Consider the following 17,149-nt stretch of genomic DNA (forward strand, 5'->3'; position numbering starts at 1 on the left):
GAACATCTGCCTAGAGCTGATGCGGGAAGGCCGGGGGCGCTTCGCCCCGTCGCCGGCTGGACCTCGGACCAGTGGCGCACCAGTCGGCACCCCCCCGAGGATACCTTCATGAAGAAGAAGGCCGCGGTCACTCCTCGATCACGTCCAGCACGCCGGGAACGGCGCGCAGGGCCTGGCGCGCGGGCGTGGTCAGGGGGGCGTCGTTGGCGACCTCGATCTCGATGATCTCGTCGCCCTCGCGCAGGCGCAGGCGGATCGGCCCGCGCGATCGGGGCGGCACGATGATGTCGGTGCGGATGCGGGTCAGCACCTCGACCAGGCGCGGGATCGTGTCGGCGCCCTGCATCTCGACCGCCAGGCAGCCCGCGCCGGCATCGGCGATCGCATCGTCCAGCGCCGTCACCGAATTGGCCAGCATCTTGACCTGCTCGCCCGAGGGTTCGACCTTGACCTGCAGCACCACGTTCTGGCCCGGCTCAAGCTTGTCGCGGGCGGCGGCCAGCAGGTCGGAAAAGACCGTGACCTCATAGAGGCCGGTCGGGTCCGACAGGCTGACGAAGGCATAGGCCGTGCCCTTGGCCGACTTCCGCTCCATCCGCGCGGCGACGGTGCCCGCGATCTGGGCGACCAGCGGGCCGTTCAGCGCGTCCTGGCTGATCTCGGCCAGGGTCTGCACCTTCTTGCGCCGCAGCGCGGGCAGGTAATCGTCCAGCGGATGGCCGGACAGATAGAACCCGATGGCCTTGTGCTCCTCGGCCAGCTTCTCGGTGGGCAGCCAGATGCCCGCGATGGGCGGGCGCGGCGGCGGCAGATCCTCTCCGCCCCCGAACAGAGAGGTCTGGCTGGAGGCGGCCTGATCCTGCACCGCCGCCGACCAGGCACACAGCGCGTCCAGCGACTTCATCACCCGGGCGCGGTTGTCGTCCAGCCCGTCGAACGCCCCGGCGCGGGCCAGCATCTCCAGCGGGCGCTTGCCCACGCGCTTCATGTCCACGCGGCGGGCCAGGTCGTGCATGTCGCGGAACGGCTGATCGCCCCCATTTTCAGACCGGCGCGCCTCATGGATCAGCCGCATCGCCTCGATCCCCACGCCCTTCAGCGCGCCCAGTGCATAATGGATGCGCCCCGGCCCGGTGGTGAATGTCGGGGCCGAGCGGTTGACGCAAGGCGGCACCATCTCGATGCCCATCCGGTCGCATTCGCGTTTATAGACGGCCAGCTTGTCGGTCAGATGGATGTCGCAATTCATCACCGCGGCCATGAATTCGACCGGGTGGTTCGCCTTGAGCCAGGCGGTCTGATAGCTGACCACCGCATAGGCGGCCGCGTGCGACTTGTTGAAGCCATAGTTCGCGAATTTCTCCAGCAGGTCAAAGACCTCTCCGGCCTTCTTGTCGGGCACGCCGTTGGCGACGGCCCCCTTGACGAACTTGGGCCGTTCCTTGGCCATTTCGGCGGCGATCTTCTTGCCCATGGCGCGGCGCAGCAGGTCCGCGCCGCCCAGGGAATAGCCCGCCATGACCTGGGCAATCTGCATCACCTGTTCCTGATAGACGATGATGCCCTGCGTCTCGGCCAGGATGTCGTCGATGCTGGGATGGATCGATTCCAGGTCGCGCAACCCGTTCTTGACCTCGCAATAGGTCGGGATGTTCTCCATCGGGCCGGGACGGTACAGCGCCACCAGCGCCACGATATCCTCGATGCAGGTGGGTTTCATGCGGCGCAGCGCATCCATCATGCCCGACGATTCCACCTGGAACACCGCGACCGTGCGGGCGCTGGCGAACAGGTCATAGCTGGGCTTGTCGTCCAGCGGGATCAGGTTGATCTGGTTTTCCGTCCCCGGTGTCGGTTCATACAGCTGCCGCCCATCGGCGGCGATGTGCAGCGGACGCCCCGCCCCGTTGATCAGATCGACGGCGTTCTGGATGACCGTCAGCGTCTTGAGGCCCAGAAAGTCGAATTTGACCAGACCGGCCTGTTCGACCCACTTCATGTTGAACTGCGTTGCGGGCATATCAGACGCGGGGTCGCGATACAGCGGTACCAGTTGGTCCAGCGGCCTGTCGCCGATCACCACCCCCGCCGCGTGGGTGGATGCGTTGCGATACAGCCCCTCCAACTGCTCGGCGTAATCCAGCAGGCGGGCCACGACCTCCTCGCGCGCGGCCTCGCGCAGGCGCGGCTCATCCGCGCGGGCCTTGGCGATGCTGACGGGTTTCACCCCCTCGACCGGGATCATCTTGGACAGGCGGTCCACCTGGCCAAAGGGCAGCTGCAGCACGCGTCCCACGTCGCGCACCGCCGCCTTGGACAGCAGCGCGCCGAAGGTGATGATCTGGCCCACCTTGTCGGCGCCATATTTGCCCTGCACATAGCGGATCACCTCCTCGCGGCGGTCCATGCAGAAATCGATGTCGAAATCCGGCATGCTGACCCGCTCCGGGTTCAGGAAGCGCTCGAACAGCAGGTTATAGCGCAGCGGGTCCAGGTCGGTGATGGTCAGCGCATAGGCGACCAGCGACCCGGCCCCCGACCCGCGCCCCGGACCGACCGGGATGCCCTGTTCCTTGGCCCAATGGATGAAATCGGCCACGATCAGGAAATAGCCGGGAAAGCCCATCTGTTCGATGATGCCCAGTTCGAAATCCAGGCGGGCGGTGTATTCCTCGGGCGTGACCGCATGGGGGATGACCTTCAGGCGCTCGGCCAGACCGGCATGGGCCTGACGGCGCAGTTCGGTCACCTCGTCATCGGCGAATTTGGGCAGGATCGGCGCGTGCTTGGCCACCGCAAAGGCGCAGCGGCGGGCGATTTCGACGGTATTGTCGATCGCCTCGGGCAGGTCGGCGAACAGGACGGCCATCTCCTCGGGCGATTTGAAGTAATGCTGGGGCGTCAGGCGGCGGCGGGGGTGGGACTGGTCGACATAGGCCTTTTCCGCGATGCAGATCAGAGCGTCATGCGCCTCGTACATCGTCGTCTTGGGGAAATAGACGTCGTTCGTCGCCACCAGCGGCAGGTCCCGCGCATAGGCCAGATCGATCAGCCCGCCCTCGGACGCGGCCTCGGCGGCCATCAGCTGGCCATTCTCGCCGGGATGGCGCTGCAGTTCCACATACAGGCGGTCGCCAAAGGCCGCGGCCAGCCGGTCGGCCAGCGCCTCGGCCTTGGGCATCTGCCCTTGCGCGATCAGCAGGCCCAGCGGACCGACAGCGCCCCCTGTCAGGCAGATCAACCCCTCGGCCCGCCCGCACAGCTCATCGACGGTCACATGCGGCAGCGCGCCGCCCTCGCGCAGGTACAGGCAGGTGGACAGCGCCATAAGGTTCATCCAGCCCGCCTGGTTCTGCGCCAGGAGGACCACCGGCCCCGTGGCATCCGCCGCCAACGTCACCTGACAGCCGACGATGGGCTGGATGCCCTTGTCGCGGGCCTTCACGCTGAATTCCAGCGCGGCGAACATGTTGTTCGTATCGGTCAGCGCCACCGCCGGCATGCCCGCATCAGCGGCAAGTCCGGGCAGTTTGCCTACGGGAATGGCACCTTCCAGCAAAGAATGCTCGGAATGTGTGCGAAGATGGATGAATCGGGGGGATTTTGCGGCCATGATCGGGGTTGTATCGCAGCCTGACCAAACAGTGCAATTGCGCGGGCCGCGATTTGCGGGATAAGCAGGTCAAGGATTTGACCAAGGGGACAGAATTGACCGACATGCCCGTTTTCCGCGCCGAAGGTCTGGGCAAGTCCTATCCCGGCGTGCGCGCCAATGACGACGTGTCGTTCCACGTCATGCCGGGGGAAATCCACGCCCTGCTGGGCGAGAACGGCGCGGGAAAATCGACCCTGGTCAAGATGATCTATGGCCTGGTGCGCCCCGATGACGGGCGGATGACCCTGGGCGGTGCGGCCCATGCGCCATCCGACCCCCGCGCGGCGCGGGCGGCGGGCGTGGCGATGGTGTTCCAGCATTTCAGCCTGTTCGACGCGCTGACGGTGGCCGAGAACATAGCCCTGGGAATGGAGAACCCGCCGCCGCGCCGCGAACTGTCGGCGCGCATCACCCAGGTCAGCCATGATTTCGGCCTGCCGCTGAACCCGGCCCGCCGCATCGTCACGCTGTCCGCAGGCGAACGCCAGCGGGTCGAGATCATCCGCTGCCTGCTGCAGAACCCCCGCCTGCTGATCATGGACGAACCGACCAGCGTCCTGACGCCGCAAGAGGCCGAACTGCTGTTCGCCACCCTGCGCAAACTGGCCGCAGGGGGCACCGCGATCCTGTATATCAGCCACAAGCTGGACGAGATCCGCAGCCATTGCGACCGCGCAACGATCCTGCGGCACGGCCGCGTCGTCGACAGCTGCGACCCCCGCGCCCATTCGGCCCGCGATCTGGCCGCGATGATGGTCGGCGGCCAGATGCGCCAGATTGACCGCAGCGGCCGCCAGCCGGGCGCGGTCCTGCTGGAGGTGCGCGCCCTGTCCCAACCGGCCCCGAATGCCGAAGGCACGGCGCTGAAGGATATCGCCCTGACCCTTCGCGCGGGCGAAATCCTGGGCATCGGCGGCGTCGCGGGCAACGGCCAGGAGGAGTTGCTGGCCGCCCTGTCGGGCGAGGCCCGCAGCGCGCCCGGCACCGTCACGCTGGAGGGCGCGGACCTGTCCGCGACCGGCCCCGAACCCCGCCGCATCGCCGGATTGCTGGCCGCGCCCGAGGATCGGTTGGGCCATGCCGCCGTCCCCGACTTCAGCCTGACCGAGAACACCCTGCTGACCGCGGGCAGCCGCAAGTCCCTGGTCCGCGGCGGGCTGATCGACCACAAGGCCGCACGCGACTATGCGCTGGCGGTGATCGAGGGGTTCGACGTCCGCACCCCCGGCCCCCATGTCGCGGCCCGCGCGCTGTCGGGCGGCAACCTGCAGAAATTCGTCATCGGCCGAGAGGTCATGCAGAACCCGCGCGTGCTGGTCGTGAACCAGCCCACCTGGGGCGTCGATGCGGGGGCTGCGGCCGCCGTGCGGCAATCGCTGCTGGATCTGGCCCGCCAGGGCACTGGCGTCATCGTCATCTCTCAGGACCTGGATGAGCTTTTGGAACTGTCCGACCGTTTCTGCGCCCTGAACGAAGGCCGCCTGTCGCCCCCCGTTCCCACCGACGGGCTGACGCTGGACCGCATCGGCCTGATGCTGGGCGGCGCGCATGGCATGGAAGAGGCGCATCTATGATCACGCTGATCCCCCGCCAAAGCGCCTCGACCGGCTGGCAGATCGCAACGCCGGTGATGGCCGTGCTGGCCACCATGGTCACCGGCGGGCTGCTGTTTTCGCTGCTGGGCCATGACCCGGTCGCGGCGATCCGCACGATCTTCTGGGACCCGCTGTTCGGCCCCGCCGCCAGCTATTCCCGCCCGCAGCTGCTGATCAAGGCCGCACCCCTGATCCTGATCGCGTCCGGGCTGGCCATCGGCTTTCGCGCGGGCATCTGGAACATAGGGGCCGAGGGACAGTACATCATCGGCGGCCTCACCGGCGCCGCCGTCGCGCTGGCGCTGTACCCGCTGGAGGCGTGGTGGATCTTCCCGCTGATGGTCGCGGCGGGACTGGCGGGGGGCTGGGCCTGGGGCATTATCCCCGCGATGCTGCGCAATTGGTTCGGAGCGTCGGAAATTCTGGTGTCGCTGATGCTGGTCTATGTCGCGCAGCGGGTGGCGGCCTGGATGGCCTTCGGCCCGATGCGCAACCCGCAGGGCATGGGCTTTCCCGGATCGCGCAACCTGCAGCAATACCCGTCCGCCGCGAACCCCGAACTGATCGCCGGGACCGGCGCGCATTGGGGGGTCGTGGCCGCCGCCGTGGCCGTTCTGGCCACCTGGTTCCTGATGAGCCGCCACATCCGCGGGTTCCACATCCGCGCCGCCGGCACCGCGCCCCGCGCCGCCCGTTTCGCGGGGGTGCGTCCGCAGACGTTGGTGGCCTTCTGCCTGGGCCTGTCGGGGGCACTGGCCGGTGCCGCGGGCCTGTTCGAGGTCGCGGGCCCCGCAGGCCAGGTCACCGACAAGCTGGGCGTCGGATACGGGTTCACCGCGATCATCGTGGCGTTCCTGGGGCGGCTGCATCCGGTGGGCATCCTGCTGGCGGGGCTGCTGCTGGCGCTGACCTATATCGGGGGGGAACTGGCGCAGATGACCATGGCCCTGCCCGCCGCCACCGTGCAGGTGTTCCAGGGGATGCTGCTGTTCTTCCTGCTGGGCTTCGATCTGCTGACCCGGTTCCAGATCCGCCGGAGGGCGCGCGCATGATGATCGACCCGCTTTCCGTCTTTCTGCTGCTGATCTCGGCCTCGACCCCGATCCTGTTCGCCGCCTTGGGCGAGCTGGTCGTGGAACGCGCGGGCGTCCTGAACCTGGGGGTCGAGGGCATGATGATCACCGGAGCGCTGGCAGGGTTCGCCGCCGCCTATGCCAGCGGCAACCCGTTTCTGGGGTTCGCCGTGGCCGCCTTGGCGGGGGCCACCATATCGCTGCTGTTCGCGGCACTGACCCAGCTGTTTCTGGCCAACCAGGTCGCATCCGGGCTGGCGCTGACGCTGTTCGGGTTGGGCCTGGCCGCGATGTTCGGCAAGCCCTTCGAAGGCGTCAAGGCGCCCGCCATGCCCATCGGTCCCCTGCGCATCAACTGGATCGTCTGGCTGGGGCTGATCATGGTGCCGGTCGTCTGGTGGTTCCTGAACCGCACCCGGCGCGGGCTGATCCTGCGCGGCGTGGGCGAAAACCACGAGGCGGCCCATGCCCTGGGCTATGACGTGCGCCTGACCCGGCTGGCGGCCATCGCCTTTGGCGGCGCCATGGCGGGCATCGGCGGGGCGTTCATTTCCATCGCTACGGTCCTGCAATGGACCGAAGGCATGACCGCGGGCGCGGGCTGGATCGCGCTGGCCATCGTGGTGTTCTCCAATTGGACCGCGCCGGGCGTGCTGGCGGGGGCGTGGCTGTTCGGCGGCGTCACCGTGCTGCAGCTGCGCCTGCAGGCGGCGGGCGTTGCGGTGCCGGTGCAGCTGTTGTCGATGGCGCCCTATCTGGCGACCATCATCGTGCTGGTGGCCATCTCGGCCCGGCAGAAATATTCGCGGCGCGCGGGGGCGGCTGCCCCCGGCTCGCTTGGCACCAATTTCCACGCGCTGCGGTAGAACCGCAGCCGATCACTGCAGAGAGGGATCACTATGCTTCGCAGGACACTTCTGGCCACCGCATCGGCCACGCTGATGGCCTTGGCCGCGCCGGCCATGGCCCAGGACGAGCCGCTCAAGATCGGCTTTATCTACGTGGGCCCGGTGGGCGACGGCGGCTGGACCTATCAGCACGACCTTGGCCGCCAGGCGATCGAGGCCGAATACGGCGACCGGGTGGAAACCACCTTCATCGAGAGCGTCCCAGAGGGCGCCGATGCCGAACGCGCCCTGACCCAGCTGGCGCTGGCGGGCAACCAGCTGATCTTCGCGACCAGCTTCGGCTTCATGGACCCGGTGATGAACGTCGCGGCCCGTTTCCCCGACATCAAGTTCGAGCACGCCACCGGCTACAAGACCGCCGAGAACGTCGCCGTCTATGACGCCCGTTTCTACGAGGGTCGCGCGGTCACCGGCACCATCGCGGGCCATATGACGGAATCGAACAAGATCGGCTATATCGGGTCCTTCCCGATCCCCGAGGTGATCCAGGGCATCAACGCCAGCTTCATCCACGCCCGCAAGGTCAACCCCGAGGTCGAGATGCGCGTCGTCTGGGCCTATAGCTGGTTCGACCCGGCGAAAGAGGCCGAGGCCGCATCGGCCCTGCTGGCCGAAGGCGTCGACGTGATCCTGCAGCACACCGATTCGACCGCACCCCTGGCGCAGGCCCAGCAGGCCGGGGCCATCGGGTTCGGTCAAGCCAGCGACATGGCGGCCTTTGCCCCCAGCCCGCGCGTGGCATCCATCATCGACGACTGGTCGCCCTATTACATCAAGCGCGTCGGCCAGATGCTGGACGGCACCTGGGAAACCGGCGCCAGCTGGGCGGGCATCGGTGACGGAGAGGTCGTGATCGGAGAGATCACCGACGCCGTCCCCGCCGAGGTCAAGGCCGAGGCCGAGGCCCTGCGCGACGCCATCGGCGCGGGCGAATACCACCCCTTCACCGGCCCGCTGAACAAGGCCGACGGCACCGTCTGGCTGGCCGAGGGAGAGACCGCATCGGACGAGGACCTGCAGTCGATGAACTTCTACGTCGAAGGCATCACCGCGCAGATCCCGCAATAAGCGGCTTTCGCCACTCCATGACGTGGAACCAGGGTGCGTCGCGATAGCGGCGCACCGTCCCGGGCGGGCCGCCGGTGGGCTGCGGCTCCTCGAAATGGGTCATCACCAACCCCTGCCCCAGCAGCGCCTGCAGATAGGTCTGAAACGGCCGGTGCCAGTTGCGCACCGTGATGCCGCGCCAGCTGACCCATTCCGCGCGCGGATCGGCATAGCCGTTCATCACGAATTCCCGGCTGTCATCGGCGCGCCTGCGCCAGGTCCCAGCCGTGCTGAAGCTGTTCAGGTTCGCGATCAGCAGCCGCCCGCCGGGGCGCAGGATACGCGCCATCTGGGCCACCGCCTCCTCCAGCCCGTCGATGTCGATCAGCGTCAGATAGCTGACCACCAGATCGGTCGATGCGTCGTCCAGCGGCAGCGCCTCGGCCCGCGCGTCCAGATAGCGCCCGCCGGGGTCGCGCGCCGCCGCCGTGGCGCGCAGATCGGCGGTGGGCTCCACGCCGATGGGGTCGATCCCTTGGGCGCGCATCAGGCGGCAGAACCGCCCCTCGCCGCAGCCCACGTCCACCGCGTCGCGCGCCCCCGAGGCACGGACCCGCGCCAGCATCGGCGCGTCCAGCACATGACGGCGCGAGAAATCGCCCTCGGACCCCATATCCGCGATCCAGGCGCGGGCGGATGCCTCCCACCCATTATCCGGCATCAGCCCATCCGTTCGCTGGCATAGCTGCCCGGTGAGGGCGGAAAGACCACCGTCTTGGCCGCGTTCAGGAACACCCGCCCGTGGATATGGGCATGGACCGCGCGGGCCAGGACCTGCGCCTCGACATCGCGGCCCAGGGACACGTAATCGCCGGGGCTTTGGGCATGGGTCACGCGGACGGTGTCCTGTTCGATGATCGGGCCCTCGTCCAGGTCGGCGGTGACGTAATGGCTGGTCGCGCCGATCAGTTTCACGCCCCGCTCATACGCCTGCTTGTAGGGGTTCGCGCCTTTGAAGCTGGGCAGGAAGGAATGGTGGATGTTGATGATCCGCCCCGACATCTGCTGGCACATCCGGTCCGACAGCACCTGCATATAGCGCGCCAGCACCACCAGTTCTGCCCCGCTCTGCTCGATGATCTCCATCTGGCGGGCCTCGGCCTCGGCCTTGTTTTCGGGCGTCACCCGGATCATGTGGAAGGGGATGTCGTGGTTCACGACGACCTTCTGGTATTCATGGTGGTTCGACACCACCCCCACGATGTCGATGGGCAGCGCGCCGATGCGCCAGCGATACAGCAGATCGTTCAGGCAATGCCCGAACCGGCTGACCATGATCAGCACCTTCTTTTTCACCGAATCGTCGGTGATCTCGACCTCCATGCCGAACCGCGTGGCGATGGCGGCAAAGGTCGCGCGCAGGCTGTCCAGGGTCGCGGCCCCCTCGGACCGGAAACTGACCCGCATGAAGAACCGGCCCGTCTCGACATCGTCGAACTGGGCGCTGTCGGTGATGTTGCAATCCGCATCCGCCAGCGCGCCGGAAATCGCCGCGACGATGCCGCGGGTCGAGGCGCAGGTCACGCGCAGGGTAAAGGTCTTCATCTGTGGTCCCCGTTTTGCCGATGGCGCGAACGCCACCGGCATTTCAACGCATTGCCCGCAAAGGGCAATCACGTTTGCGACGGCACGGGGCCGCCCGCGACATCAGGCCCCGAACGTCAGGCAGCCGGCAGCCGCGCCTCGACCATGCCGGCATACCAGCTGGAGCCCGCCGGGATCGCCTCGTCGTTGAAGTTGTAGGCGGGGTGATGGACCATCGCCGTGTCGCCATTGCCGACCCAGATATAGGCGCCGGGGCGTTCGTTCAGCATATAGCTGAAATCCTCGCCGCCCATCATCGGCTGCATGTCCATGTCCACATCGCCCGATATCGCGCGGGCCACGTCGGCGGCCCAATCGGTCGCCAGCGGGTCATTCATCGTGACCGGATAGCCGCGCTGATAGTCGACCTCGGCGGTGGCACCCATCGCGGCGGCGATGTTGGTGGCGACGCGCTTGATCCCCTCCTCCAGCTGGTCGCGGACCTCGGGGGCCAGGCTGCGGGCGGTGCCTTTCAGCTTGACCACCTGCGGGATCACGTTATGCGCCGTCGAATCCGTGCTGACCACGCACACAGAGATCACCGCGTTCTTCAGCGGGTCGATGTTGCGCGCCACGACCGATTGCAGCGCCACGATGATCTGCGCGGCGGTCAGGGTGGTGTCGATGCATTCGTGGGGCTTGGCGGCATGGCCGCCCTTGCCGGTCACGGTGATGTCGAACTGATCGGCCGCCGCCATCATCGCGCCGGGCCGGATCGAGAACTGGCCCACCGGCATGCCCGGCATGTTGTGCATGCCGTAGAACTCGTCGATCTTCCAGCGGTCGACCAGACCGTCCAGCACCATCGCCTCGCCGCCGGCGCCGCCTTCTTCCGCGGGCTGGAAGATGACCACGGCGGTGCCGTCGAAATTGCGCGTCTCGGCCAGGTATTTCGCCGCGCCCAGCAGCATGGCGGTGTGGCCGTCATGGCCGCAGGCATGCATCTTGCCCGGCGTCTTGGAGGCATATTCCACGCCCGTCTGCTCGATGATCGGCAGGGCGTCCATATCGGCGCGCAGGCCCACAACGCGGCCCTTGCTGTCCGTGCGGCCCTTGATCACACCCACGACGCCGGTGCGGCCCACGCCCTCGGTGACCTCGTCACAGCCGAATTCGCGCAGCAGATCGGCCACGCGGCCCGCGGTGCGGTGGACATCGTACAGCAGCTCGGGATGTTCGTGGAAATCGCGGCGCCAGGCGGTGATTTCGGGCAGCAGTTCGGCAAAGCGGTTCTTGACGGGCATGGGTGTCTCCTTCGGGCGCAGCGTGGCGATTTCCTGCATGATCTGCAAGAGGGGCGGAGGCCGCCTCCCGGCCCCTGCCCGAAAAACGATCAGCCGTGTGTGATGGGGTCGACCAGCACGCGATGACCCGGCGCGACCTCGCGGTACACGGACGGCTTGGCCGCGTAATCGACCGGGTGGATGGGCGACGGGATCGGCCGGAAGGTCAGGTCCTCGCTGATCTTCTTTTGGCGCGGATCGGCCACGGGCACGGCGGACATCAGCTGGCGGGTATAGCTGTGCTGGGGGTTCTCAAAGACCTGCTGGCGGGTGCCCATCTCGACGATGCGGCCCAGATACATGACGCCGACATGGTGGCTGACGCGTTCCACGACCGCCATGTCATGGCTGATGAACAGCATGGAAATACCCAGATCCTGCTGCAGTTCCATCAGCAGGTTCAGCACCTGCGCCTGGACCGACACGTCCAGCGCGGAGACGGCCTCGTCGGCCACGATCAGCTTGGGGTTCAGCGCCAAAGCGCGGGCGATGGCGATGCGCTGACGCTGGCCGCCCGACATCTCGTGCGGGTAGCGGCGCATGAAGCTGCGCGGCAGCTCCACCCGGTCGAACAGGGCGGCGATGCGGTCCTGGCGTTCCGATTTGCTGCCGATGCCGTAATTCTCCATCGGCTCGGCCACCTGGTCATACAGCTTCATATGCGGGTCCAGGCTGGCGAAGGGGTCCTGAAAGATCATCTGCATGTCGCGCCGCGCACGCCGCAGCGCGCCCTGCGACAGGCCGATGATGTCCGTGCCGCCCAGATCGACGGTGCCCGATTCGGGCTCGACCAGGCGCAGGATCGACCGCCCGCAGGTCGATTTTCCGCAGCCCGATTCCCCCACCAGCGACAGCGTTTCTCCGGCATTGATGGTAAAACTGACATCCTCGACCGCATGCACCCGCGCGACGGTGCGGCGCAACAGCCCGCCCTTGACGTTAAAGCGCGTGGTCAGGTTCCGCACCGTCAGCAGCGGCTTGGGGTCGGTCACGATGATCGGCTCGGGCGCGCCTTGGGTGCCGTCGCCCATCAGGCGCAGGCGTTCGGGGGCCGGTTTGCCAGTCATCTCGCCCAGACGCGGCACGGCGGCCAGCAGCATCTTGGTGTAATCCTTTTGCGGGTTTTCAAAGATCTGCGCGACCGGGCCCTCCTCGACCTTGTCGCCGCGATACATGACCACGACACGGTCTGCCATCTGCGCAACCACCGCCATGTCGTGGGTGATGAAAAGAACGGCAATCTGCTTTTCCCGCTTGAGCCGGTCGATCAGGGCCAGGATCTCGGCCTGGATGGTCACGTCCAGCGCGGTGGTCGGCTCGTCGCAGATCAGCAGGCGCGGCTCGCAGGCCATGGCGATGCCGATGACGACGCGCTGGCGCATGCCGCCCGACAATTCATGCGGATACTGGTCCAGGCGGCGTTCGGGTTCGGGGATGCGGACCTGGCGCAAGATCTCCAGCGCGCGGGCGCGGGCCTCGTGCTTTTTCAGGCCACGATGGGCGATCAGACCCTCGGTCAGCTGGTCGCCCACGGTAAAGACCGGGTTCAGCGCGGTCATCGGCTCCTGAAAGATCATGCCGATTTGGTTGCCGCGGATGTCGCGCATCGCGGCGCTGGACTGGCGGGCCAGATCGATGGGCGTGCCGTTGCCCGGATCGAACATCAGGCTGCCGCCCGCGATGGTGCCGCCGCCATATTCGACCAGCCGCATCAGGGACAGCGAGCTGACCGATTTGCCCGACCCGGATTCGCCCACGACGCAGACACATTCGCCCGGCTTGATGGTAAAGCTGACATCCTTGACGCCGACGACGATGCCGTCATTCGTCTCGAATTCGACCCGAAGTTTCTCAATCGAAACAAGCGGTTTGTCGTCCAGCATGGCAGGCCCCCGGGAAATGTCCAAGACGGCAGGCTAGCCAATGCCCCCGGAAAGTCAAAGCCGAAACCGCAGGCGCGGGCTTGCGCGAATGGTCTTGCTTTTCGCGCGGGCTTCGTTCGATGATGCCTCCATTCCGCAGGGGCAAAACCGAACCTGACCGATGCGGGACCACGACCAAGAACAGGCCCAATGATGGCCGGTGTGACGTGCCAGCCCCACGCACACGACACCCAACAGGAGACCGTGATGAAACTGAATACCGTGTTGATGGGCGCTGTCGCGACGCTGGTGATGGCGCCAGCCGCGATGGCCGAACGGGGCAGCGACGGACAGCTGAGCCTGATTCTGTGGCAGGCCCCCTCGACCATGAACCCCTATTTGTCGGGCGGCACCAAGGAGATGATCGCATCGTCCCTGACGCTGGAGCCGCTGGCGGGTTTCGACGCCGACGGCAACATCTACCTGCGCCTGGCCGCCGAGATGCCCAGCCTTGAGAACGGCGGCATCGCCGAGGATCTGACCTCGGTCACGTGGAAGCTGCGCGACGACATCAAGTGGTCGGATGGCACCGACTTCACCGCCGATGACGTGGTCTTCACCGCCGAATACTGCATGCATCCCGAGGGCGGCTGCTCTCAGCTGGCCAAGTTCGAGGGCGTGGAATCGGTCAAGGCGGTCGATCCGCACACCGTCCGCATCACCTTCACCGAGGCGCGGCCCGACCCCTTCTCGACCTTCGTCGGCTCGCAGACCCCGATCCTGCAGAAGGCCCAGTTCGAGAACTGCCTGGGCGCCAACGCGCCGACCTGCACCGACCAGAACTTTGCCCCCGTCGGCACCGGCGGGTTCCGCGTCACCCAGTTCCTGACCAATGACACGATCAGCCTGGAGGCCAACCCCGAATACCGCGACCCGGCCAAGCCCGCCTTTGCGACGGTGCTGGTCAAGGGCGGCGGCGACGCGGCAGGCGCGGCGCGGTCCGTGCTGGAGACGGGCGAGTTCGACTATGCCTGGAACACCCAGCTGGCCCCCGATGTCATCGCCGGCATGGTCGCCGCCGGTCGCGGCACGGTCTCGGCCGCCTTCGGCAGCCTGGTGGAGCGCATCCACGTCAACCTGACCGACCCGTCCTCGTCGCTGCCCGCGGATGAACGCTCGACCCGCGCCCATCCCCATCCGTTCCTGTCCGACCCGGCGGTCCGCCAGGCGCTGTCCATGGCCATCGACCGCGAACTGCTGGTCGAGATCGGCTATGGCACCGCCGGTCAGCCGACCTGCAACTATGTCCCCGCCCCCGAGGCCTGGGCATCCGACAACACCGACTGCCTGACCCAGGACATCGCGGGCGCCAACGCCCTGTTGGACGAGGCGGGCTGGGTCATGGGCAGCAACGGCATCCGCGCCAAGGACGGGGTCGAGCTGCGCATGGCCTTCCAGACCTCGGTCAACGCGGTGCGCCAGGACTTCCAAGCGCTGATCAAGCAGTGGTGGTCCGAGATCGGCATCGAGACCGAGCTGAAGACCGTCGACGCCTCGATCTTCTTTGGCTCGGATGCGGGTTCGCCCGATACCCTGCAAAAGTTCTATGCCGACGTGCAGATGTATGCCGACAACTTCGACGGCGTGAACCCGACCGCCTACCTGTCCAAGCACACCTGCAACAAGGCGCCCTCGCCCGCGAACCAGTGGCAGGGAGAGGGCATCAGCCGCTTCTGCGACGAGGAATACGACCGCATGGTCGCCGAGCTGGGCGGCATGGTCGATGAGACCGAACGGTCCGAGATGGGCCGCCGGATGAACGACATGCTGACCAAGGACAGCAACGCGATCATCCCGCTGGTCTATCGCGGCACCGCCTCGGCGCATGCCAACTCGCTTGGCGGCGTCCAGCTGAACGCGTGGGACAGCGAGATCTGGAACACCGCCGACTGGTACCGCATCCAGCAGTGACTGTCCCCCGCCGCCCCGGCCCCCGCGACCGGGGCGGCCCCCCTGCGGTCGCGTGACCGCGGTGGCGGCGGTCCACGCCCGCACCCCTTCCGACCCGAGGCGCCATGCTGACATTCACCATCCGCCGGCTGTTCCTGGCGATCCCGACGCTGTTGTTCATCTCCCTTGTGATCTTCCTGCTGCTGGAGGCATCGCCGGGCGACCCCTTGGGCGACGTGCCCCTGACCGTCCCCCCCGAGGTGCGCGAACGCATGCGCGCCGCCCTTGGCCTGGGCGAACCCTGGCCCGTCCGCTATGTCCTGTGGCTGAAACAGTTCTTCTGGGTCGAGCCGCTCTACTGGACCGACCGGTGGTTCGGCACCGATTTCAGCCAGGGCGCGCAGCGCATCGTCAGTTATCAGTCGCGCAGCCCGGTCTTTGACGTGATCGCGCAGCGCCTGCCGCAGACCCTGACCGTGGTGGGCATGTCCTATGTCATCGGCATCATGATCGCCGTGCCCATCGGCATCCTGTCGGCCTATCGGCAGTACAGCCTGTTCGACCAGATCGGCACCTTCGTGTCGATGATCGGCTTTTCGATGCCGACCTTCTTCACGGGCGTCGTGCTGATCATCGTCTTTGGCGTGAACCTGCAATGGTTCCCCTCGGTCTATGACACCACGCTGGTGGTGCGGGACTGGGACAGCTTTCTGGCGCAGGCGCGGCAGATGGCCATGCCGGTCACCGTTCTGGCGCTGTACAACGCGGCGCAGATCAGCCGCTTCATGCGCTCCTCCATGCTGGACAATCTCAGCCAGGACTATATCCGCACCGCCCGCGCCAAGGGCCTGTCGGAACGCAAGGTCGTGCTAAAGCACGCGCTGAGGAACAGCCTGATCCCGGTCGTGACGGTGATCGCGTTGGGCCTGCCCGCGGTCTTCGGCGGCGCGATCATCACCGAACAGGTGTTCCGCGTGAACGGGCTGGGACAGCTCTTGATCTCGTCCATCTATGCCAATGACATCCCGATGGTGATGACGCTGACCTTCATCTTCGCCATCCTGATCGTCACCTTCACCCTGATCGCAGACATCCTCTACGGGGTGCTGGACCCGAGGATCCGCTATGACTGAGCCGACCCGCACCCCCTCCTCTGACCTGGCCGCCGCCGGTGGCGCGGCCACCCCCGCAGCCGCCAGCCCCCCGGTCGTGCCCGCCCCCGAAACCGTGGCCCATCGCAGCCAATGGTCCGATGTCTGGCGCCAGTTCCGCCGTCACCGGGGCGCGATGGTGGCGCTGTCGCTGTTCGTGGGGATCATCCTGTTCGTCTCCATCGGCCCGCTGCTGTGGCGGATCGATCCGACCTTCGTGGACATCCGCGCCCGCAATCAGGGCTTCTCTCTGGCCCATCCCCTGGGCACCGACCAGCTGGGCCGCGACCTGCTGGCGCGGCTGATGGCCGGGGGGCAGGTCTCGATCGCGGTGGGCCTGACGGCCATGACCATCGCGATCTTCCTGGGCAGCCTGATCGGCATCCTGTCGGGCTTCTTCCGCAGGCTGGACGCGCCCCTGATGCGCATGACCGAGCTGTTCCTGGCCCTGCCGCTGCTGCCTCTGCTGCTGCTCATGGTGACCCTGTTCCGCGAGCCTCTGTCTCAGACCTTCGGGCCCGCGCTTGGCATCTTCTTCCTGATCGTGACCGCCATCGGCGCGACCAGCTGGATGCAGGCCGCCCGCATCGTCCGCGGAGAGGTCCTGGGCCTCAAGGAACGCGAGTTCATCCTGGCCGCGCGCTCCATCGGCACGCCCTCGCACCGGATGGTGACGCGGCACATCCTGCCCAACGTGATGTCGCCGATCATGGTGGCCGCGACCCTGGGCATCGCCACCGCGATCATCACCGAAAGCGCGCTGTCCTTTCTGGGCCTGGGCTTCCCGCCCGACTTCCCGACCTGGGGACGGCTGCTGTTCGACGCGGTCGATCAGATGGTGCTGTATCCGTGGCGGGTGATCTTTCCCGGCCTTCTGATCTCGCTGACGGTGCTGTGCGTGAATTACATCGGCGACGGGTTGCGCGACGCCATGGACCCCCGCATTCGGGGGCGCTGACCGAAAAGGGGGGCCGAGCAGCC

General features: G+C 67.0%; 12 protein-coding genes. 7 read left to right on the forward strand and 5 right to left on the reverse strand.

All coding sequences use genetic code 11. From position 1 onward, the window contains the following. Window positions 1-127 precede the first annotated feature (127 nt). Window positions 128-3,613, reverse strand: a complete 3,486-nt coding sequence (gene dnaE / locus ABS73_RS01700) for a DNA polymerase III subunit alpha (RefSeq protein WP_277018457.1) — start codon at window positions 3,611-3,613, stop codon at window positions 128-130. A gap of 104 nt (window positions 3,614-3,717) precedes the next feature. On the opposite strand from dnaE, the gene ABS73_RS01705 reads away from it, so the two are divergent. The 4 genes from ABS73_RS01705 to ABS73_RS01720 are packed head-to-tail and all read left to right on the forward strand — an operon-like array spanning window position 3,718 to window position 8,299. After that, complete coding sequence (locus tag ABS73_RS01705) at window positions 3,718-5,229, forward strand: ABC transporter ATP-binding protein (protein WP_277018542.1); 1,512 nt, start codon at window positions 3,718-3,720, stop codon at window positions 5,227-5,229. Further along, window positions 5,226-6,302, forward strand: a complete 1,077-nt coding sequence (locus ABS73_RS01710; protein ID WP_277018456.1) for an ABC transporter permease — start codon at window positions 5,226-5,228, stop codon at window positions 6,300-6,302. Before ABS73_RS01705 ends, ABS73_RS01710 begins: the two co-directional genes overlap by 4 nt. After that, window positions 6,299-7,189, forward strand: a complete 891-nt coding sequence (locus tag ABS73_RS01715; RefSeq protein ID WP_277018454.1) for an ABC transporter permease — start codon at window positions 6,299-6,301, stop codon at window positions 7,187-7,189. The genes ABS73_RS01710 and ABS73_RS01715 overlap by 4 nt, the downstream gene beginning before the upstream one ends. A gap of 33 nt (window positions 7,190-7,222) precedes the next feature. After that, entirely contained in the window at window positions 7,223-8,299 is a 1,077-nt protein-coding gene (locus tag ABS73_RS01720) for a BMP family ABC transporter substrate-binding protein (protein ID WP_136857047.1), read from the forward strand. On the opposite strand, the gene ABS73_RS01725 is transcribed toward ABS73_RS01720, so the two are convergent. The 4 genes from ABS73_RS01725 to ABS73_RS01740 form a co-directional block, all read right to left on the reverse strand. After that, the gene (locus ABS73_RS01725) at window positions 8,277-8,999 is read right to left on the reverse strand and encodes a class I SAM-dependent methyltransferase (protein WP_277018452.1); all 723 of its coding nucleotides are present in this window, start codon (window positions 8,997-8,999) and stop codon (window positions 8,277-8,279) included. The genes ABS73_RS01720 and ABS73_RS01725 overlap by 23 nt on opposite strands. Then, a complete protein-coding gene (gene purU / locus ABS73_RS01730) occupies window positions 8,999-9,883 on the reverse strand; it encodes a formyltetrahydrofolate deformylase (protein WP_277018451.1) in 885 nt (294 codons plus the stop codon). Before purU ends, ABS73_RS01725 begins: the two co-directional genes overlap by 1 nt. Window positions 9,884-9,999: 116 nt before the next feature. After that, the gene (locus tag ABS73_RS01735) at window positions 10,000-11,166 is read right to left on the reverse strand and encodes a M20 aminoacylase family protein (protein ID WP_277018449.1); all 1,167 of its coding nucleotides are present in this window, start codon (window positions 11,164-11,166) and stop codon (window positions 10,000-10,002) included. 89 nt (window positions 11,167-11,255) lie between these two features. Next, a complete protein-coding gene (locus ABS73_RS01740; RefSeq protein WP_277018448.1) occupies window positions 11,256-13,088 on the reverse strand; it encodes an ABC transporter ATP-binding protein in 1,833 nt (610 codons plus the stop codon). A 246-nt stretch (window positions 13,089-13,334) separates the two neighbouring features. On the opposite strand from ABS73_RS01740, the gene ABS73_RS01745 reads away from it, so the two are divergent. The 3 genes from ABS73_RS01745 (at window position 13,335) to ABS73_RS01755 (ending at window position 17,126) form a co-directional block, all read left to right on the forward strand. Beyond that, a complete protein-coding gene (locus ABS73_RS01745) occupies window positions 13,335-15,038 on the forward strand; it encodes a peptide ABC transporter substrate-binding protein (protein WP_277018447.1) in 1,704 nt (567 codons plus the stop codon). Window positions 15,039-15,142: 104 nt separating this feature from the next. After that, the gene (locus ABS73_RS01750; RefSeq protein WP_277018446.1) at window positions 15,143-16,150 is read left to right on the forward strand and encodes an ABC transporter permease; all 1,008 of its coding nucleotides are present in this window, start codon (window positions 15,143-15,145) and stop codon (window positions 16,148-16,150) included. Further along, complete coding sequence (locus ABS73_RS01755) at window positions 16,143-17,126, forward strand: ABC transporter permease (protein WP_136857041.1); 984 nt, start codon at window positions 16,143-16,145, stop codon at window positions 17,124-17,126. Before ABS73_RS01750 ends, ABS73_RS01755 begins: the two co-directional genes overlap by 8 nt. Window positions 17,127-17,149: the final 23 nt, after the last annotated feature.

Source organism: Paracoccus sp. SCN 68-21 (assembly GCF_001724535.1).
Classification (GTDB): domain Bacteria; phylum Pseudomonadota; class Alphaproteobacteria; order Rhodobacterales; family Rhodobacteraceae; genus Paracoccus; species Paracoccus hibiscisoli.